The organism is Streptomyces sp. NPDC052042 (assembly GCF_044548345.1).
GTDB lineage: Bacteria > Actinomycetota > Actinomycetes > Streptomycetales > Streptomycetaceae > Streptomyces.
Genome location: NZ_JBIUBU010000014.1, coordinates 24,965 through 45,376, shown reverse-complemented (window position 1 = coordinate 45,376; position 20,412 = coordinate 24,965). Strand labels below are relative to the sequence as shown.

At 71.1% G+C, this 20,412-nt stretch carries 13 protein-coding genes and 2 pseudogenes; 8 read left to right on the top strand and 7 right to left on the bottom strand.

The features are described 5' to 3' along the window. Positions 1–18 precede the first annotated feature (18 nt). Positions 19–519, bottom strand: coding sequence for a DUF5949 family protein (locus ACIHCL_RS22575; protein WP_399864264.1), 501 nt, complete (start codon positions 517–519; stop codon positions 19–21). Between the two features lie 372 nt (positions 520–891). Here ACIHCL_RS22575 and rsgA point away from each other — a divergent pair, with 372 nt between their 5' ends. Both rsgA and ACIHCL_RS22565 read left to right on the top strand, forming a co-directional pair. Beyond that, positions 892–2,073, top strand: coding sequence for a ribosome small subunit-dependent GTPase A (gene rsgA / locus ACIHCL_RS22570; RefSeq protein WP_399864263.1), 1,182 nt, complete (start codon positions 892–894; stop codon positions 2,071–2,073). A gap of 71 nt (positions 2,074–2,144) precedes the next feature. After that, on the top strand, positions 2,145–3,503 hold the full coding sequence (locus tag ACIHCL_RS22565) for a DNA-3-methyladenine glycosylase 2 family protein (RefSeq protein WP_399864261.1): 1,359 nt from the start codon (positions 2,145–2,147) through the stop codon (positions 3,501–3,503). A 78-nt stretch (positions 3,504–3,581) separates the two neighbouring features. Here ACIHCL_RS22565 and ACIHCL_RS22560 read toward each other — a convergent pair. Next, positions 3,582–4,062 (bottom strand): annotated as a pseudogene (locus ACIHCL_RS22560) (DUF456 domain-containing protein). Between the two features lie 131 nt (positions 4,063–4,193). After that, positions 4,194–5,183: a helix-turn-helix domain-containing protein gene (locus ACIHCL_RS22555; RefSeq protein ID WP_399864260.1), complete on the bottom strand. Its 990-nt coding sequence runs from the start codon at positions 5,181–5,183 to the stop codon at positions 4,194–4,196. A gap of 211 nt (positions 5,184–5,394) precedes the next feature. Here ACIHCL_RS22555 and ACIHCL_RS22550 point away from each other — a divergent pair, with 211 nt between their 5' ends. From ACIHCL_RS22550 to ACIHCL_RS22530, 5 genes and pseudogenes are all read left to right on the top strand, one after another. Continuing rightward, on the top strand, positions 5,395–9,153 hold the full coding sequence (locus tag ACIHCL_RS22550) for a S8 family serine peptidase (RefSeq protein ID WP_399864259.1): 3,759 nt from the start codon (positions 5,395–5,397) through the stop codon (positions 9,151–9,153). A gap of 142 nt (positions 9,154–9,295) precedes the next feature. Further along, on the top strand, positions 9,296–10,990 hold the full coding sequence (locus ACIHCL_RS22545; protein ID WP_399864257.1) for a protein phosphatase 2C domain-containing protein: 1,695 nt from the start codon (positions 9,296–9,298) through the stop codon (positions 10,988–10,990). Between the two features lie 66 nt (positions 10,991–11,056). After that, the gene (locus ACIHCL_RS22540; RefSeq protein ID WP_399864256.1) at positions 11,057–12,799 is read left to right on the top strand and encodes a pyruvate dehydrogenase; all 1,743 of its coding nucleotides are present in this window, start codon (positions 11,057–11,059) and stop codon (positions 12,797–12,799) included. Positions 12,800–13,792: 993 nt separating this feature from the next. Continuing rightward, positions 13,793–16,147 (top strand): annotated as a pseudogene (locus ACIHCL_RS22535) (M9 family metallopeptidase); the annotation flags it as partial. A gap of 60 nt (positions 16,148–16,207) precedes the next feature. Further along, positions 16,208–16,510 (top strand): PPC domain-containing protein, encoded by a 303-nt coding sequence (locus tag ACIHCL_RS22530; RefSeq protein ID WP_399864404.1) that lies wholly within the window; start codon positions 16,208–16,210, stop codon positions 16,508–16,510. A 95-nt stretch (positions 16,511–16,605) separates the two neighbouring features. Here the strand turns inward: ACIHCL_RS22530 and ACIHCL_RS22525 are convergent, their stop codons facing one another. Both ACIHCL_RS22525 and ACIHCL_RS22520 read right to left on the bottom strand, forming a co-directional pair. Next, positions 16,606–16,995, bottom strand: a complete 390-nt coding sequence (locus tag ACIHCL_RS22525; RefSeq protein WP_399864255.1) for a barstar family protein — start codon at positions 16,993–16,995, stop codon at positions 16,606–16,608. A 108-nt stretch (positions 16,996–17,103) separates the two neighbouring features. Beyond that, positions 17,104–17,496: a ribonuclease domain-containing protein gene (locus ACIHCL_RS22520; RefSeq protein WP_399864253.1), complete on the bottom strand. Its 393-nt coding sequence runs from the start codon at positions 17,494–17,496 to the stop codon at positions 17,104–17,106. A 350-nt stretch (positions 17,497–17,846) separates the two neighbouring features. On the opposite strand from ACIHCL_RS22520, the gene ACIHCL_RS22515 reads away from it, so the two are divergent. Beyond that, entirely contained in the window at positions 17,847–18,209 is a 363-nt protein-coding gene (locus tag ACIHCL_RS22515; RefSeq protein WP_399864251.1) for an ATP-binding protein, read from the top strand. A 42-nt stretch (positions 18,210–18,251) separates the two neighbouring features. On the opposite strand, the gene ACIHCL_RS22510 is transcribed toward ACIHCL_RS22515, so the two are convergent. Both ACIHCL_RS22510 and ACIHCL_RS22505 read right to left on the bottom strand, forming a co-directional pair. After that, positions 18,252–19,310 (bottom strand): DUF2637 domain-containing protein, encoded by a 1,059-nt coding sequence (locus ACIHCL_RS22510; RefSeq protein WP_399864250.1) that lies wholly within the window; start codon positions 19,308–19,310, stop codon positions 18,252–18,254. Between the two features lie 191 nt (positions 19,311–19,501). Beyond that, a complete protein-coding gene (locus ACIHCL_RS22505) occupies positions 19,502–20,350 on the bottom strand; it encodes a (2Fe-2S)-binding protein (RefSeq protein ID WP_399864249.1) in 849 nt (282 codons plus the stop codon). Positions 20,351–20,412 lie beyond the last annotated feature (62 nt).

Here is a 20,412-nt window from a genome sequence, read left to right as displayed (position 1 = left end):
GTCACGAGCGGAGGTGGTTCAGCCGAGGCTCCGTACCGGGAGGACGCAGTGGGCCGAGGTCATGATGACGTTCGGATCACCCGCGAACGACCGCAGCAGGTCCTCGTCGACCGGCCGGCCCGGCGCGCCCTGCGGCCACGGGCGGGTGGCGAACATGACGTTCACCTCGCCGCGCAGCTCGGCCGCCGTCAGCCACTCGGCCGGTGCAGGGTACTGGGCGGTGAAGTGAGGGAGTGTCAAGACCGCCTGACCGGCCTGGACGAGGAACTTCACCGGGAGTCCCGGAGCCTCGGCGGCGTACACCGGGCCGGTGCCCACCGGAAGCCCGCTGCGCTCCAAGGACGCGCGCATGGCGGCCTCACCGGTGGCCGGGCCGTCCGAGCCGTCGCCGAGTGAGTAGACGAGCAGGAAGGCGGCGTCGGGGCCTCCGTCGGGGTGTTCGCCGCTCCATCCGATCAGTGAGATCGTGCCCAACTGGGCTTGTGTGAACGTGCCGGTGGCCGTCTGGGGTGAGGTCATGCTCGGCACCATAACGGCCGAAGAGCGGTCGATGTGCCTGTGTGTCACCTGATCGAGGGATATTGAGTGATATCTCTGATGAGTGACCTCGGACCTGAACCATGCCCGGCGGGCCGGGCCGATGGAAAACGTGTTGACGGCGCCTCATGGCCGCGGGCTATCGTGTGCGGCATCGCCCGGCGGTGCACTGCCGCCGGTGCCGGTCCCGTGAGTGAGCCAGGAGGTGAGGACATTGATGACTGTCGCAGAGATGGGCGCCGCCGCCCAGCGCAGAAGCATCGTTCCCACCCCCGTGGCCGCCGGCTGACCTCTTCGCAACAACTCCACGCGCCCGTGAGCGCGTTGCCGGGGCCACCCTTCGAAGGGTTTCCCTTGTCTTTCCCGTCTTCCGGATCTTCTTCCCTCTCCTCTTCCCTCCAGGGCGGGTCCGCCGCGCATCCGCTCTCCCCGTACGGGTGGGACGACGGCTGGGCCGCCGCTTTCGCCCCGTACGCCGCACAGGGGCTGCTCCCCGGGCGTGTGGTGCGCGTCGACCGCGGGCAGTGCGACGTCGTCACCCCACAGGGCACGTCCAGGGCCGACACCGCGTTCGTCGTCCCGCGTGATCCCATGCGCATCGTCTGCACCGGCGACTGGGCCGCCGTCGACCCCGACGGGGAGCCGCGGTTCGTACGGGCGCTGCTGCCGCGGCGTACGGCCTTCGTCCGCTCGACCACGTCGCACCGCTCCGAGGGCCAGGTGCTCGCCACCAACGTCGACCACATCGCCATCTGTGTCTCGCTCGCCACGGACCTCGATCTGGGGCGGGTGGAGCGCTTTCTCGCGCTCGCCATGTCCAGCACCGGTGGCGACGCGCTGCTGCGCGACGGCGCGGGCGCCATGGACGCGACGGCCGAACCGATCGTGTTGCTGACCAAGGCGGACCTGGTGCCCGACGCCACGACGCTGTCGCACCTCGTCCAGGACATCGAGACGATCGCGCCCGGTGTGCAGGTGCTTCCCGTCAGCTCCACGACCGGGGAGGGGCTGGACGTGTTCTCCGCGATCGTCACGGGCGGCACGAGCGTGCTGCTCGGGATCTCCGGCGCGGGCAAGTCGACCCTCGCCAACACCCTGCTCGGCCGCGACGTGATGGAGGTCCAGGCCGCGCGCGAGGTGGACGGCAAGGGCCGCCACACCACCACGACCCGCAATCTGCTGGTGCTGCCGTCCGGCGGAGTGATCATCGACACCCCCGGACTGCGCGGGGTCGGGCTCTGGGACGCGGAGACCGGTGTCGGTCAGGTCTTCTCGGAGATCGAGGAACTCGCCGTGCGGTGCCGGTTCCACGACTGCGCCCACCGGGCCGAGCCCGGTTGCGCGGTGCTTGCCGCGATCGAGGACGGCTCACTGTCCCAGCGGCGCCTCGACAGCTTCCGCAAGCTGCTCCGCGAGAACCAGCGGATCGTCGCCAAGAGCGATGCCCGCGTGCGGAACGAGATGCTGCGCGAATGGAAGCGCAGAGGGGCCGAAGGGAGGGCGGCCATGCAGGCGAAGCGAGGCGGAAGGCGGTAGTCCACAGCATCCGGCCGACGTCCGAAAACCGCCGGTGCGGCGCCGTGAGGTGCCGCACACTGGACGGTGTGATGGACGAAACGACCAGGTACGAGGCGGTGAGCAGCCGCGATGCCCGGTTCGACGGGGAGTTCTTCTTCGCCGTCGAGACGACCGGCATCTACTGCCGGCCGAGCTGCCCCGCCGTCACGCCCAAGCGGGAGAACGTCCGTTTCTTCCCCACCGCTGCCGCCGCCCAGGGCCACGGTTTCCGGGCCTGCCGGCGCTGCCGCCCCGACGCCGTGCCCGGCTCCGCGGAGTGGAACGCACGGGCCGATGCCGTCGGACGCGCCATGCGGATGATCGGGGACGGCGTCGTCGACCGGGAGGGCGTGTCGGGGCTGGCGCGGCGGCTCGGCTACAGCGCGAGGCAGGTCCAGCGGCAGCTCAACGCGGAGTTGGGTGCCGGGCCCGTCGCGCTCGCCCGCGCCCAGCGCGCCCATACCGCGCGGGTGCTGCTCCAGACGACCGGGCTGTCCGTGACGGAGGTCGCCTTCGCGTCCGGCTTCGCCAGCGTCCGCCAGTTCAACGACACGATCCGGCGGATCTACGCCCGCACGCCGAGCGCGCTGCGTGCCGATGCCGGGGCGGGGCCCGGTGCGGCGGACCGGTCGGCGCGCACCACCGGCATTCCGTTGCGGCTCGCACACCGGGGGCCGTACGCGACCCGCGAGGTTTTCGACCTGCTGGCCGCCGAGGCGGTCGCCCGGATCGAGGAGGTCGTCGGGGAGCCCGGTGCCCGGACCTACCGGCGCACCCTGCGGCTGCCCCACGGCACGGCCGTCGCCGCCGTCGACGAGAGGTCCGCGGGGGCCTGGCTGGACGCACGGATCCAGCTCACCGACCCGCGGGATCTGACGACGGCGGTGCAGCGGCTGCGACGGCTCTTCGACCTGGACGCCGATCCGTACGCCGTCGACGAGCGGCTCGCCGTCGACCCGCGGCTCGCACCGCAGATCGCCGGGCGTCCGGGGCTGCGATCGCCGGGGGCCGCGGACCCGGAGGAGTTCGCCGTCCGGGCATTGGTGGGCACGTCGGTGGCCGAGCGGCTCGTCGGGACGTACGGCAAGGTGCTCGACGTTCCCTCCGGCGGGCTCACCCATGTCTTCCCCGAGCCGGGTGCGCTGGCCGCAGCGGACGACCCGGCGCTGCGGGCGCTGGCCGCCGCGCTCGCCGACGGGGACGTACGCCTCGACGCCGGGACGGACCGCGAGGAGGCCGAGCGGGCGCTGCTGCGGCTGCCGGGGGTCGACCCGGGGACCGCGGCGCTCATCAGGATGCGGGCACTGGGCGACCCCGACGTGGATCCGTACGGCGGTCCCGGCGCGGAGGGGTGGCGCCCCTGGCGTTCGTACGGGGCGCGTCGCCTGGCGCTCCTCGGTGACGGCTGAGCGCCGGGGCCGGGCGCGTCCCGGCGGTGAGCGCGGGAGGGGCGCGGCGGTGGGCGCGGGAGGGGCGCGGCGGTGGGCTCAGCCCCGGACGAGCACGCCGATCCAGGCACCCGTGACCAGCAGGCACGCGAGGAAGTTCGACGAGTACGGAAAGGCCCGTGGTCCGCATCACCGAGCGGACCGACGCCCATCCCGCGCCGCGGCTTCCGAGGCGCAGCCGTTCCACCAGATAGACGGTTCCCACATAGCCGGTGATCGCGCCCAGGACCGGCACGACGAAGAAACCCGCGATCACGCCGATGCCGCCGAGCAGCAGCGTCCTGCGGGGTGCGCCCGACTCGTGCGGGCGGCGTGGCAGCAGCGGCCTCAGCGCCAGGTTCACCAGCAGTAGCGCGGTGGCGCCCGTGAGGACGGCCCAGGCCGCCGGTGTCCGGTCGGTCAGTGCCCACCACAGCAGCGCGGCCCAGACGATCGCCTGTCCGGGCACCCCCGGCACCAGCACGCCGACCAGGCCCAGGAGCATGACCAGGCCGACGGCGAGGAGCTGCCACACACCCATCCGACCCGCGTGACGGAGTCCGGGCGCTCCCGCCCGTCCACACTTGCGCGCGCGGCCGGGCGATCCGTCGCGCCCGGACCGAGCGGTGCGTGTGTCCCGCCCGCCGACGGGGCCTGCCCGTGGGGTGACGGTCAGGACCGCGGCTCCCGGGCCACCCAGCCCCGCTCGTACGCGTGCCAGCCCAGCTGGAGCCGGGTCGACACCCCCGTCAGCTCCATGAGGCCCTTTACCCGACGCTGCACGGTCCGCAGCCCCAGATCCAGTTGCTTCGCCACGCTGGCGTCCGTCAGCCCGGCCAGCAGCAGCGAAAGGATCTCCAGGTCCATGGCGTTCGGCCCGCTGGACTCCTCCTCCAGCCGGTCGTTCCCGCCGAGCCGGAGCGGCATCGCGTCCCGCCACACCGCCTCGAACAGCCCCATCAGCGACTCCAGCAGTCCGGAGCCGTGGACGACCAGGGCCGCGGGCTCCGCGGCCCGGTCGGTCAGCGGCACCATCGCCAGGGTCGCGTCGGCCACGACCAGTTTGGTGGGGACCCGGTCGACGACCCGGCACTGCTCGTGACGGCTCAGCGCCGCCGACAACTCCAGGATCCCGGACGGCAACGAGAGCACCTCGCGCTCCACCACGACCCGGTACGACACCCCGCGCGCGGCAGCCCGCTCCTCGGCCTCGTTCTCCATCCCGCTCACCGCGATCGGCTTCCCGGTGACCAGGGCGCACACCTCGCTCGTCGCCCCCAACTGGAGTTGGTGGAAGCGGTGCGCCACCGCGCTCGCGCCCGTCACCACCTCGACCAGGTCGTGCACGGCCGAATCGGTGGCCTCCGCCCGGTACTCCTCGGCGAGCAGCACGGCCGCCAACTCCGCCTGCTCCAGTTCGTGACGCTGTTGGGTCAGCAGCGCCCCCAGGGCCACCGCGGGCGGCGCCGCCACCCAGCGGTCGACGCGGGACGAGGACTGGGCGGCCAGACCGTGCTGTTCCAGCCGGCGCAGGGCCCGTTCGGTGACCGGCTCGGGGAGCGCCAGCCGGTGGGCGAGATCGGAGACCTCCGTGGCGCCCACCGCCACGAGGGCACGGTAGGCCGACTCCTGTATCTCGTTGAGACCTATGGCTCCCAGCATTCCTCGGTCCCCTCCCGGACGCATTGATTCCGCACGTCGTCGCTGTCCTCGGATATCCGCCCGTGGCGGAAAGCGGCCACGGCGTAAACCCGCCGGGCACATCATCCCTTTATCGCTCGTCGCTCTGCCAATGTGGCGCCACCGCAGTACCGACAACTTCCGGAATACCGCTGTTTGTTCAGAGGTAACCCGGTTTCACTTTGGGAGAGCGATGCGTCCGATATCGCGTACGGCGCTGGGGGCGGCCACCGCCGCCGTCCTGGCCGTCACCGCGATCGCACCGTCTGCGGCTGCGCCGCAGGACGAAGCGACCGCGAAGAGGCCACTGACCGGCAGCACGGCCGCCGCCAAGGCGGACAGGCCGGTCACCATCACCCTGATCACCGGTGACAAGGTCCTGGTGCGCACGGACGGTTCGGGGGCCGCGTCGGTCACCGCACTGCCCCGCGAAGACGGCTCCATGCCCCTTCTGCAGACCAGGCAGTCCGGCAAGGACCTCTACGTCTACCCCGACACCGCCACCCGGGCGCTGGCCGCGGGCAAGGTCGACCAGGAACTCTTCAACGTCACCGGACTCATCCGGCAGGGCTACGACGACGCGCACTCCACCGCGCTGCCGCTGATCGCCGTCTACGGCGAGGCCGCGGCCCGCACCGCGCCCGCCACCCCGCGCGGCGCGAAGCGCGGTCTCGCGCTGGACGCCATCGACGGCGTCGTGCTCAAGGCGGACAAGGCGAAGGCCGCCGACTTCTGGGCGGACGTCACCAACTCCCGCTCCCGCTCCGCCTCCGGCCTGAAGAAGCTCTGGCTCGACCGCAAGGTCCAGGCCACCCTCGACCGGTCCGCCAAGCAGGTCGGCGCCGACCTCGCCTGGGCCGCCGGATACACCGGCAAGGGCACCAGGGTCGCCGTCCTCGACACCGGCGCCGACGCGGAACACCCCGACCTCAAGGGCCGGATCGCCGCCTCGGAGAACTTCACCGACTCCAGCGGTGCCGGTGACCGGCAGGGCCACGGCACCCACACCATCTCCACCGTCGGTGGCTCCGGTGCCGCGAGCGACGGCCGGAAGAAGGGCGTCGCCCCCGAGACCGAACTGCTCAACGGCAAGGTCCTCAACGACGGCGGCTCCGGCGCCGAATCCTGGATCATCGCCGGCATGCAGTGGGCCGTCGACCAGAAGGCCGACGTCGTCTCCATGAGCCTCGGCAGCCCGGAGCCGACCGACTGCACCGACCCGATGAGCGTCGCCGCCGAGAAGCTCGCCCAGAGCAAGGACACGCTGTTCGTCATCGCGGCGGGCAACTCCGGCCCGACGCACAACACCGTCTCCTCGCCCGGCTGCGCCCCGAGCGTGCTGACCGTCGGCGCCGTCGACCGCGACGACTCCACCGCGCAGTTCTCCAGCCGCGGACCCGTGACCGGCGTGCACACCCTCAAGCCGGAGATCGCCGCCCCCGGCGTCGGCATCTCCGCCGCTGCGGCGGGCGGCCGGGGCGTCTACGCCTACCAGTCGATGTCCGGCACCTCGATGGCCACCCCGCATGTGGCGGGCGCCGCCGCGATCGTGAAGCAGCGCCACCCGGACTGGACCGCCCAGCAGATCAAGGCCGCCCTGGTGTCCTCCGCGAAGAGCGACATCCCCGGCGACGTGCGTGAGACCGGCGCCGGCCGTCTCGACGTGAAGGCCGCCATCGACACCACCATCGTCGGCGCCCCCGCCGTCCAGGCCGGCACCTTCAACTGGCCGCAGGACAAGAGCCACGGCTCCACCGTCGACCTTCCCTACACCAACTCCGGCACCAGGCCGGTGAAGCTGTCGCTGAAGGTCCAGGGCGTCACCGGCAACGACGGCTCCGAGGTCCGCACCCCGGTCGCCGGGCTCGACGCGAAGACCGTCACCGTCCCGGCCGGCACCACCGTGAAGGTCCCGCTGCGCATCAACCCGACCGCGAAGCTGAAGGCCGCGCAGTACGGCGACGTCACCGGGCGGGTCCTGGCCACCGGACCCGACGGTGTGCAGGTCTCCACCCCGTTCTCCCTGTACGTCGAGCCGGAGACCGTCACCCTGCGCATCAAGATGATCGACCGCACCGGCAAGCCCGCCGCGGGCTCCTCCTCGCTGGACGTCATCGGCACCGACACCGCCAGCGGTGAGCGCCGCTTCAACGACGGCGCCGCCGACCAGGTCTACCGGGTGCGCCCCGGCGCGTACTTCGTCTCCGGCTTCGTCATCACACCGGACGCCGCGGACGCCACGGGCCGCATGGCCGAGTCCGTCGGCTACCTCGCCCGGCCGCAGCTCGACGTCACCAAGGACACCACCCTGGTGCTGGACGCCCGCAAGGCCCACCGGCTCCAGGTGAAGACCGCGGACCGCGCCTCCGAGAGCCGCTCCACGACCCTCGCGTTCGGCCGCTCGTGGGACAACACCTGGCTGCACGCCGGCTCCATCACGGGTGCCCGCATCGTCGACAACTACCTGGTGGACGTGCAGGGCAAGGCGCGTGACGGCGACTTCGAGTTCGCCAGCTTCTGGCGCGCGTACGCCCCGCAGATCGAGGAGCTGTCGGTCGTCGGCGGCGCCGCACTGCACCCGAGGGTGGCGAGCACCGGCTCCAGCAACCTCGACGGAACGGGCGAGGCCGCGCTCGTCGACGCCGGAAAGGGCACCCCCGAGGAGCTGAAGGCCGCGGGAGTCGACGGGAAGATCGCGCTGATCGAGGTCGACGACGAGTTCGTGCACGGCCAGGCGCGCGCCGCGAAGGCCGCGGGCGCGAAGGCCATCGTGGTCCACCGGCGGGCCGCGGGCCCCTGGCAGCCGTCGGCCGGCTTCGGCCAGGCACCGCTGCCGACGCTCGGCATCGAGACGGACGAGGCCGTCGCGCTGAAGTCCGCCTTGGCCGAGGGCCCGGTGACGCTGCGCTGGAAGGCCAACGCCGTCAGCCCGTTCGTCTACAATCTCGCCTTCCCCGAGACCGGCCCGGTCAACTCCGACCGCACCTACCAGGTCCGGGACAAGAAGCTCGGCACGGTCACCGCGAACTACGAGGCGATGGGCGTCGCGGCGGACTACACCGACACGATGATCATGGGCCGTCCGCACGGCGGGATGTTCTCCGCCATCACCGACTCCGTCGCCGTCCCCGGCAAGCGCACCGAGTACTACTCGGCGGGTGACACCGCCTGGACGCGCTACCTCTCCTCCAGCTTCCCCTGGGGCGAGGCCATGGTCGACCAGGACCGCACCTACACCGAGGGCTCGAAGCGCACGGAGAACTGGTACCGGGGCATCCTGGCCCCGACCGCGCCGCGCGACGCCGACGGCAAGCTCCAGCTGGCCGCGGAGCGGCAGGACAACCTGATCGGCGTGGCCCCCGCTTTCTGGGGCGACACCGAGCACATGGGCCTCCAGGGTTCCTTCGGCGACATCGGAGGCATGAAGCTCAGCAGCGGTGGCAAGGTGATCGGCCAGTCCTCCTGGCCGTCCGGGGTGTTCACCGTCCCGGCCGAGGACGCCGCGTACGAACTCGCCATGGAGACCACGAAGTTCGGGCAGCCCGCCGACTCGTGGAAGCGGTCCACCAACGTCCGGACGGTCTGGTCGTTCCGCTCGCACCGGGACGAGAACGCCTACTCCCAGGGCATTCCGCTGCTCTTCCCGGGCTACGACCTGGACACGGACGGGCTCAAGACCCTGCCGGCGAAGGACGGCCAGACGATCGGACTGAGCGTCACCGGTCACGCGGGCTACACGCCCGGCAAGCTGGTCGCCGCCAAGGTCTCGTACTCGTACGACGGCGGTGCGACCTGGACCGAAGGCACCACCACACAGCGCGGCGACCACTGGACCGCGACCGTGGACCACGCGGGCGCGGCCGGCAAGCCGGTCACGCTGAAGACCGAACTGACGGACGCCAACGGCAACTCCGTCGTCCAGACCGTGACCGACGCCTACGCCGTGCGTTGATCACGTCCTGACCGGTCCGCCGGGCGGCTTTCCCGTGGGGGGTGGGGCCGTCCGGCGGGCCTTTTTCATGGCCCAGTCCCCGGATGCGCTGTTTTTGTGATGAGCCGTTCCCGGGCGTCCCGTGCGGTGGACAATCAAGGGCATGAGCCAGCAGGGGGAACGGCCCGCCGACCAGGACGACTGGTGGGGCAGGCTGTACGACGAGGACGCCGGGGACACCGCGACGAGCGGCGCGCACGCCGGGGGCGGTGCGGGCGACAGTCTCGACGAGCGCTTCGACTCGGCGGCGAAGGCGGTCGGCGGGGTGGAGCACGAGGGGAGCGACGAGGGGAGCGACGAGGCGGCCCCGTCCGCTCCGGCGCCGCTCCGGGCGATACGGACGCGGGCTCCCTGGGAGCCGCCCGAGGGGAACGCGCCGACCCCGGGGTCCGCGTCGGCGGGGCCGCCGGATCCCCGTACCTTCACCGCACCCACCGCATCCACCGCGCCGCCGTCGCCCGCCGATCCGCCGACGGCTTCCGCGCCGCCGTCGCCCGGCGGTCCGGCAACCGGCGCCGAGCGGACGGCCGGCCCCGAGGCTCCGGAGTCCGCCGATCCTGCGACGGTCCCCGCCGCACCGTCCATCGCGGCTCCGGCGGCGGGCGCGGAGCCACCGATGTCCTCCTCGCCCTCCCCGTCCGCCGACGCCGCGGAGCTCGATGCGGATGCGCCCGACGCGAACGACCGGCCCGCCCCGCTGCCGCCCCTGCCGAGACGACCGGTCGCCGGCCGGCCCGCGGACGCGGTCACCACCGTCCCGGCGCAGGCGCGGGCGGAGGAAACGGAGGCGGGGGCGGGGGCGGGGGCGGGGGCACGCCAGGACGTGCGCGAGCGCGAGTCGGCTGCTGCCGCCCCGCGCCCCGTGAGCGGCCATGTGGGCGACCGGCCGCCCACGTACGACGCCGAACCCTCGGCGCTGCCCTCCACCGTCCCCCAGGAGCTGGACGGTCTGGTCGCGGCCGACACGGTGCTCGACGGGGCCCGGTACGGCACGTACACCCTGCGCGCCGCCTCCGTGCGCGGGGACTCCGCGCGGTTCCGCGGTGAGCACCGGCGCGACGCGCTGCTCACCGCGCGCTTCGGCACCGACCGGCAGGCACTCGTCCTGGTGGCCGTCGCCACCGGGGTCCGTACCTCCGAGCGAGCGCACCTGGCGGCGGCCGATGTCTGCCGGTGGATCGGTGGAGTGATCGGCCGCAGCCACCTCCGGCTGTCCGAGGACATCAGGGCCGGACGGCGCGACGCGCTGAAGTCCGGACTGCACCGGCTCACCGATCGCGGATTCGGCCGACTGCGCGCACGCGCGGCCGAACTGGGCCTCGAACCGGAGAGATACACGGCGGGGCTGCGCTGCCTGCTGCTGTCCGCCGACCCCGACTGCCGTACCAGGATCTTCTTCGGCGCCGGTGACGGCGGCCTCTTCCGCCTGCGCGACGGCGTCTGGCAGAACATCGAACCGGAGGTCTTGGCACCGGCCGTTCCCGCCGGGTCCGTCCGTGCGGAGGGCGAGGAGGCGGAGTCCGGCGTCCCCTCTCCCCACCGGGAGAGTACGGCCGCCCGTTCGGCCACCGAACCGTTCCGTTTCCAGGCGTCGATAGCCCGCTCAGGTGATGTGCTGCTGCTGTGCAGCCCCGGGTTCGCCGCACCGCTGCGCGGGGAGCCGGCACTGGCCGGGGAACTCGCCCGACGCTGGAGCGGCGGTGAGGCCCCCGGGCTCGCCGCCTTCCTCACGGACACCCAGCTCAGGGTGAAGGGCTACTCCGACGACCGTACGAGCGCTGCCGTCTGGGAGGCGTAACCGCGCACACCATGGGTTGATGGATGCGGAGCCCGAAGGCCGAAAGCGCGGAAAGGGTACGCACCCATGGCCAAGCAGAACGTGTCGGAGCAGTTCGTCGACATCCTCGCCCGGGCGGGCGTGAGGCGTATGTACGGCGTCGTCGGCGACAGCCTCAACCCGGTCGTCGACGCCATCCGCCGCAACTCGGCGATCGAATGGATCCAGGTCAGGCACGAGGAGACCGCAGCGTTCGCCGCAGGGGCCGAGGCCCAGATCACCGGTTCGCTGGCGGCCTGCGCCGGATCCTGCGGCCCCGGCAACCTGCACCTCATCAACGGCCTCTATGACGCCCACCGCTCCATGGCACCCGTTCTCGCCCTGGCCTCGCACATCCCGTCGACCGAGATCGGGCTCGGCTACTTCCAGGAGACCCATCCGGACCTCCTGTTCCGCGAGTGCAGCCACTACAACGAGATGATCTCCAACCCCCGGCAGATGCCGCGGCTGCTCCAGACGGCCATCCAGCACGCGATCGGCCGAGGCGGGGTCAGTGTGGTCACCATGCCGGGCGACGTCGCCTCCCAGCCCGCCCCGGACAAGACCGTGGAACACGCCCTGGTCACCTCGCGGCCGACGGTGCGGCCCGGGGACGAGGAGATCGAGAAGCTCTGCCGGATGGTCGACGAGGCCGGACGGGTGACGCTGTTCTGCGGCAGCGGCACGGCGGGCGCCCACGCCGAGGTGATGGAGTTCGCCGAGCGGGTGAAGGCCCCGGTCGGACACGCGCTGCGCGGCAAGGAGTGGATCCAGTACGACAATCCGTACGACGTCGGGATGAGCGGACTGCTCGGTTACGGCGCCGCCTACGAGGCGACCAACGAATGCGACCTCCTCATCCTGCTCGGCACCGACTTCCCGTACCAAGCGTTCCTCCCCGACGATGTGAAGATCGTCCAGGTCGATGTGCGCCCCGAGCACCTCGGCCGTCGCTCCAAGCTGGATCTGGCGGTCTGGGGCGATGTGCGCGAGACCCTGCGCTGTCTGACCCCGCGGGTGAAGCCCAAGACCGACCGCAGGTTCCTCGACCGGATGCTGAAGAAGCACGCGGACGCGCTGGAAGGCGTGGTCAAGGCGTACACCCGCAAGGTCGAGAAGCACATCCCGATCCACCCCGAGTACGTCGCCTCGGTGCTGGACGAACTGGCCGACGAAGACGCCGTGTTCACCGTCGACACCGGTATGTGCAACGTCTGGGCCGCGCGCTACATCTCACCCAACGGCAAACGTCGCGTCATCGGTTCGTTCAGCCACGGCTCGATGGCCAACGCGTTGCCGCAGGCCATCGGGGCCCAGTTCACCGACCGGAACCGGCAGGTGGTCTCGATGTCCGGCGACGGTGGATTCACCATGCTGATGGGCGACTTCCTCACCCTCGTGCAGTACGACCTGCCGGTCAAGGTGGTCCTGTTCAACAACTCGTCTTTGAGCATGGTGGAGTTGGAGATGCTGGTGGCGGGTCTTCCCTCGTTCGGCACCGCCAACAGGAACCCGGACTTCGCGGCCGTGGCCCGCGCGTCCGGGGCGTACGGCGTGCGGGTGGAGAAGCCGAAGCAGTTGGAGAGCGCCCTCAAGGACGCCTTCAAGCACAAGGGGCCGGCCCTCGTCGACGTCGTCACCGACCCCAACGCGCTCTCCATCCCGCCGAAGATCAGCGCCGAGATGGTGACCGGCTTCGCGCTCTCCGCCAGCAAGATCGTGCTGGACGGGGGCGTCGGCCGGATGGTCCAGATGGCCCGGTCCAACCTGCGCCATATGCCCCGTCCCTGAGCGTGGCATATCCCTCGGCCGACCCGAGCGTCCGGATCGCATCCTTCCAGGAGCACGTCCGACTGCTCGATCTCGTGTTCGCCGGTGACGCACCGGGTGCCGAGAGGCGCATGCTGACGCACAGGTCACCTGTCAGATCAATCCGGGCCGACGACGGCGACGTCCGGGGCGCAGGTGCGGTCGCCCGGGACGCCGGGACGACGTCCCGGGCGGCGGCCGGGAGCTGAACACCGGGCATCGGCCTTCATTCCTCCGCAGCCCGTCCGCGGATCGCTTCTCGACCACAGTGCCCGTTCCTCCGGGTCGGCCGTCCATTCCTCGGCCCCGTCGGTGGTGCGGCGGGGTCGAGCGGCGGGAGCCGGGCGCCGTCGGCCGTGATCACCCGGTCGTCCCCGACCCGCACGCCGATCCCGCGCAGGGACGGGGAAAGCGTCTCGTCGACGTAGTCCGTCCGGTCTCCCGGGGCCCATCGGCGAGACGGAGTCCGCCGTGCACCGTTTCCGGCGAGGCCGCCGGCGTGCGTGCGGGCTGCGACGGGCCGGTGGGGAGCAGGAGTTCACCGGTGGAAGGGCGTGCGCCGCTCAGTATCCGGGTCGGTGGCTGCGAGCCGGTCGGCAGCCTCTCCCAGGTGTCCGGATGGGCGCAGCGAAAGAGGGATGGGGCACGGTCGTCGCTCCTCGGCTTCTCGGCGGGACGCGGAGCCCGGACCCGGTCCAGGACGCGGTGCTCGGGCTCCGGCTCGGACGGCGGTTCCTCGGTGAGAGAGCCGGTGGCGGCCGGTGCGTACGGGATGGTCGCACGAAATCCCCTGAGCGGGCGGTGAGCCGCCTTGAAAAGCAATGTGTGCAAGAGGGCTTCCTAAGAGCATGTGACATGTGCCATTGTACAGCGCGCTGAGGGGGGAGTGGGCGTGCTCATGCCATCCCCGGTCCGCTCCCTCATCACCCCCCACCCGCGCAGTCGCGCGGTTGACCCACCGCTGGGAGGCGGCACGTGAAGAACCGAACGGTTCGAAAGAGGCTTACCGGACTATCCACCGCGGTCCTGGCAGCATGCCTGGGCCTGGGCATGCTCTCCGCTCCGACGCAGGCTGCCGAGCAACGCCCTGTGGCGGCGGCCACGGCCGACGGCCGTGATCTCCCCGAACTCGGCGGCCCGTCCGCCGAGGCGGCGACCGCGCCCGTCGTCGACTCCGCGCATGTCGGCCGTCAGGCCCGGGACGCGGCCGACCGGCCACCGCTGTCCGCGTCCAAGGACGCGCTGCGACGCGACTACGACGACCCGCGCGCGATGGCTCCGAGCCATCCCGCACCGTCGATGAAGGCCGCGGCACGGGCCCGTGGCGCAAAGTCCGGCACGACCGCGGCGGAGTGCCAGGTCAGCGACTTCACCAGCCGCACCGGAAGCGCCTTGGTCGAGCAGGTCAAGTCGTCGACGACCGACTGCGTCAACACGCTGTTCCGGGTCAAGGGCAATGACGGCTATCTGGCCTTCCGCGAGGAGCAGATGGTCACCATCGCCAACGCGATGCGCGACGGATCGGCCGCCTACCCGGGAAACAGCAGCACCGGCATGCCCCAACTGGTCCTCTACCTCCGGGCCGGCTACTACGTGCAGTACTACGACCCTGACACCGTGGGCGACTACGGGCCGAGGCTGCGCACGGCCATCCAGGGCGGGCTCGACGCCTTCTTCGCCTCACCGCACGCCTTCGATGTCACCGATGGCAACGGCGAGACCCTGGCAGAGGCCGTCACGCTCGTCGACAGCGCCGAGGAGAACGCCCGCTACCTGAACATCGTCAAGCGGATGCTGGCCGACTACGACGAGTCGTACAACAGCTCCTGGTACATGCTCAACGCCGTGAACAACGTGTACACGATCATGTTCCGCGGTCACCAGGTGCCCGAGTTCATCAGCGCCATCGAGGCCGATTCCAGTGTGCTGAACTCCCTGCACGACTTCGCCGCGAACCACCTCGACCTGCTGGGCACCAAGCAGTCGTTCCTGGCCTCCAACGCGGGACTCGAGCTCGGCCGTTTCCTCAAGGAGGACTCGCTGCGCGCCAAGGCGAGCCCGCTCGCGGCCGACCTGATGAGCAAGAGCTCCCTCGACGGCCCCACCGCACCGCTCTGGGTCAGCCTGGCCATGATGGTCGACGCCTACGACAAGGACAACTGCTCGACCTACGGCGCCTGTGACCTCGCGGAGCGTCTTGAGAAGGCCGTCCTGCCGGTGAAGCACACCTGTAGTGACAGCATCACCATCCGGGCGCAGGACATGGCCGCGGAGGAACTTGAGGCCAGCTGCACCAGCCTGCGCAACCAGGACGCCTACTTCCACGAGGTGGCCCGGGACAACGGCCCGGTCGCCGACGACAACAACAAGACCATCGAGGTCGTGGTCTTCGACTCCAGCACCGACTACCAGACCTACGCCGGAGTGATCTTCGGCATCGACACCAACAACGGCGGCATGTACCTGGAGGGCGACCCCACGGTCGAGGGCAACCAGCCCCGGTTCATCGCCTACGAGGCCGAGTGGGCCCGCCCGGACTTCGAGGTCTGGAACCTCAACCACGAGTACACGCACTACCTCGACGGCCGCTACAACATGTACGGCGACTTCGAGGCCGGAATGACCACGCCGACCGTCTGGTGGGTCGAGGGCTTCGCGGAGTACATCTCCTACTCGTACCGCAAGCTCGCCTATGAGGCCGCCATCGCCCAGGCCGCGAACCACACCTACACCCTGGGCACCCTGTTCGACACCACCTACGACAACGCCGACCAGACCCGCGTGTACAACTGGGGCTACCTGGCCGTCCGTTACATGCTCGAATCCCACCGCTCGGACGTCGACACCCTGCTCGGCCTTTACCGCAAGGGCGACTGGGACGGTGCCCGCACCCTGCTCACGTCGACCATAGGCAACCGTTACGACGCCGACTGGAACACCTGGCTGACCGCCTGCGCGGCCGGTGCCTGCGGCGGCGGGTCCACCAACCCGCCCGGTGAGGTCACCGAGTGCAAGGACGCCGACACCCGGATGCTGGGCCGCAACTGCATGCGCAGCGGGCTGAAGGCCGACAAGGGCGACTACGCCTACCTGGCCGTCGTCATCCCGGCCGGCACCACCCAGCTGAAGATCACTTCGTCCGGCGGTACAGGTGACGCCGACCTCTACTACAGCTCGAAGGAATGGGCGACCACCAAGGTCAACACCGACAAGTCCGTCGGGGCGGGCAACGAGCACACCCTGACCGTCGACAACCCGGCGCCCGGCTACCACTTCATCAGCCTCCACGGCAACGAGAAGTTCGACGGCGCCAAGGTCACCACCGAGTTCTTCGGCGGGTCCACCACCTCGCCCGGTGAGGTCACCGAGTGCAAGGACGCCGACACCCGGATGTTGGGCCGGAACTGCATGCGCAGCGGGCTGAAGGCCGTCAAGGGCGACTACGCCCACCTGGCCGTCGTCATCCCGGCCGGCACCACCCAGCTGAAGATCACTTCGTCCGGCGGTACAGGTGACGCCGACCTCTACTACAGCTCGAAGGAATGGGCGACCACCAAGGTCAACACCGACAAGTCCGTCGGGGCGGGCAACGAGCACACCCTGACCGTCGACAACCCGGCGCCCGGCTACCACTTCATCAGCCTCTACGGCAACGAGAAGTTCGACGGCGCCGAGGTCACCACCGAGTTCTGATCCTCACGACCCCCACGGTCGGCCGGCCGAGTGATGTTCCGCTCGGCCGGCCGGTGCCGTCCCCCGGGCCCCGTCCGCCGGACACGGCCCGGGGCTCACGACAGCCGCAGCGTGCCGGGCGTCGCGTCGTCCGCCAGGATCTCCACGATCAGGTCGAAGAGCGTCGGCCCCCGTCCGGCCAGGGCCTCGTCGAGCCGCTTCCGCATCGCGGGCCGGTTGGTGGGATGCGCCCGCTCCAGGCTCCGCCGTAGCTGACGGGTCGTCTCCTCGTGGCCCAGGGCCCGTGCGGAGAGCGCGTGGTCCCGCCACTCGAAGACGAAGTCGCCGTCGTCGGGGGTGCCCATCCCGCCGCTCAGGCAGTCCGCCAGGGCGTCGAAGTTGCGGCCGAAATATCCGCCGGGACCGTTCACGGCCTCGCCGATGACGGTCCAGAACTCCTTCAGGCCGGTGACCCGGGAGCCGTCGATCACATAGGTCACGGTCATGGCCGGAGGCTACAGGCCCGGCGGCGGCTGGGCCGCCCGCGCCGGACCGTGATCCGCGCCGCGGGCGGTGGTGGGGGGTGGCGGCGCGGATCGGTTCGGGGCCGGGATTCAGCAGCCGCGGTCGATCAGGTCGAAGGTGGCGTAGTGGTCGCTGGTGTAGTAGCCCTCCCGTACCTGATCGCCGGTGACGACGCGTCGCGCGCCCCGGGTCGGAGCGCCGGGAGTGATGACCGTGTACTCGTGGTAGTAGCCGGTGCGCTGCTTCGGCAGGACGCCTTCACGGTTCTGGAAGACGGAACCGTCCTGACGGTACGGGAACGGCCCGCCCGCGTCGATCAGATCGAGGGTGTCGTGTGCCTGGGCGGGCAGGCCCGAGTAGCAGATGCTGCCGACCGAGGCGGAGGCGGCGGTGGCGGCCGTGGTGACGGAGCCGCCGATGAGGAGGGCGGACAGGAGGGCTGCGGCGCCGCCGAGCGTGGTGATCCGTGGGGGGATTCTCATGACCACCATGATGACGCGCGTAGATGAGGGCTCGTCAACGCCAACTCATGGGAATTCTGTAGAAGTTAACCGCAGGGTTGGAAATGTGACGCCTCTGTGTCCGGGGCACGGGTCCGCTCGTGCACGCATTCACATAGGGGCGCTCCGGCAAGCGTGACGGCCCGCCCGCGGGGCATGCATCCCCGAGGACGTGTTCCGAGAAGGAGCCCGGCGAGACGACGAACAGGGGGCGGTCCACCGTGCGCGCGGGGGAGAAGACGGAGCGTCAGGAAGGTGCCGGTCGCACGATCGAGGGGGTGGGGCCGCCACGGAAGGCGTGGGGGCGCGAGCCGGTCCGGATGCGCAGGAGAATGGCGCACGCCGACCTGGCGGGTGTCAGTGACGTCCGCCGTGCGCTACGGGAGTTGCTGCGCCACCGATGGCGGGCCGAGCCGACCGGGGCGGCGGAGCTGCTGCTCAGCGAGCTGGTGACCAACGCGCTGATCCACACGAGACACGGAGCGGTCGTCACGGCGAGTCTGACCCCCGCCGGACTCCGCGTGGAGGTCAGGGACTTCGGGCCGCTTCCGCCCCTGTCGTACGTACCGGACGCCGACGACGGTACGCACGGCCGGGGGCTGATCCTCGTCCGGAGCCTCGCGGACGCCTGGGGGATCGACGCGCGAGTCCTGGGCAAGGTCGTCTGGTTCGAGCTGAACGGAGAAAGGCCCTGAGGCCCGGAACCGACCGGGCTTCAGGGCCTCTCGTGCGGAGGATCAGCCGAACTGCTGCTCCAGGTCCTTCAGCTTGCGCTCCAGGGAGTCGAGCCGGGGCAGCGCCTGGGTGTCGTCCTCGGCCGTGAGGTCGACGACCGGGTCACCGGCCCTCCGGCTCGCGCCCGTCACGGCCTGCAGGGATGGTCGCGGCCGCAAGGGGAGCTCGCCTTGTTCCGGTATGACCGGCTCCGCGGTCGACTGGGCGGCTCCCGCCGTAGGAGGGAGCGGCTGGACCTCCACCTGGGTGCCGCCGCGGCCGATCCGGCTCCAGGCGCGGTTCTGCCGGTTCAGTGCCTTGATGTGGGCCCGGTCCAGCTTGGCCTGTTCCTTCCTGCGGAGCCGCTCCTGGTCCTTCTGCCGCCGGTCCTCACGCACCTCCTCGACCGCTTCGTCCAGGGTGCGCACGCCCTCCAGCAGCATCAGCGACCAGGCGCCGAAGGTCTCGCGGGGAGCACGCAGCCACCGCACGATGCGGATCTGCGGCAGCGGGCGCGGCACCAGGCCCTGCTCGCGCAGCGCGGCCCGGCGGGTCTGCTTCAGCGCGCGGTCGAAGAGCACGGCCGCCGACAGCGACATCCCCGCGAAGAACTGCGGAGCGCCCGCGTGGTCCACGCCCCTCGGGGCGTGCACCCAGTTGAACCAGGCGGCGGCGCCGGCGAACAGCCACACGAGCAGCCGCGAACCGAGCGCCGCGTCACCGTGGCTGGCCTCGCGCACCGCGAGGACGGAGCAGAACATCGCGGCCCCGTCGAGGCCGAACGGAACGAGGTACTCCCAGCCCCCGGAGAGGTTGAGGTTCTGCCTGCCGAAGCCCACGAGTCCGTGGAAGGAGAGCGCGGCTGCGACCGCCGCACAGCAGAAGAGCAGGACGTAGGAGGCGATGGCGTACATCGCCTCCTTGCGCCTGCGGCGCTCCTCGCTGCGCTCCCAGCTGTCCTCGGTAGCGGACTTGTCGGCGGCGCGCTTGCCGCGTACGACCACCGCCACCGCCGCGAGGACTCCCAGGAGCAGCACGGCGCCCGGAAGCAGCCAATTCAGCGATATGTCGGTCAGTCTCATGCGCGGTCCCTTGCGTCACGTAGGGCATTTCGGGCGCCATGATTGCCGAAACCTCATCACACACAGGGGGTTTCGGGACAAGAGAACGCCATTGGGTCGGCAGCGCATACGGATAGCCGGGATATGATCGAATATCCGTACGCGGCCTGTGAAGTGCGTTCGAATAGTACTACCCGTTCGAGCGGCGTGGATCAGTGACCTGGCGTCAGTTTCCGTACCCGGTCGGCGTCACAGGTGCGGGGGCAGGTGACGCAGGTGTCGTCCGGACGCAGAGTGTAGAAGAGGCAGCAGCTCACCCGGTCGCGGGTGGGGAGCGATTCGCCGTTCGGACCCGCCAGTTCGCGGAAGCCCGCCGTGCCGACATACGGCTTCGCGCTGCCCGGCAGCAGCGCCTCCAGCTCGGCCATCGCCCGCCGTTCCTCGCCGAGCAGATGCGCGATGTACCAGAGGCCCTCGACGACCTCGTCCGTCGCCATGCCCCACAGTGCCCGTCTGCCGCGCCGCATCCGCGGCTGGAAGCCGTCCAGCACGGGGCCCATGTGCTCGGCCACGGCGGCGAGCACCGCGTCTCGCAGCGCCGCCTCGTCGGGGACCGGCCGGGCACCCGGCAGCACGGCCGCCGGATCGTCCGGGAGGCAGGCGAACTCCGTCACCCGGACGCTCATACGGCCCAGCTCCCGCTGGAACGACACGCTCTCGACGGGGATCCGGGGCACCCGGCGGTGCAGGAACCACGGCACCGTCACCAGCAGGCAGGCGGGCCAGGCATAGCGGTGCAGGCCGAAGCCGGCGACCACGTCGGGGCGGGGCCGCCGGTCGTAGTCCCGCACCATCTGCGCGTGGTCCCAGTCCAGGAACGCGTCGAGCGCGTCACCGCCCTCCGCGAGCTCGTCCGCGCGCACCCAGCCGGTGCCCCGGGGCGTCTCCTGGCCGTCCGGGAGCACGTTCGCGCGCAGCCCGGGGAAGACCTCGGCCAGGCGCGTGTACGCGTCCGAGACGGCGGACGCGGGGGCGCCGGGACGCAGGGCGGGAAGTGTCATGCGGGACCGCCGAAATCACGATGCTTGCAGGTAAGGCTTACCTTACCCGAGTTGATCGATGT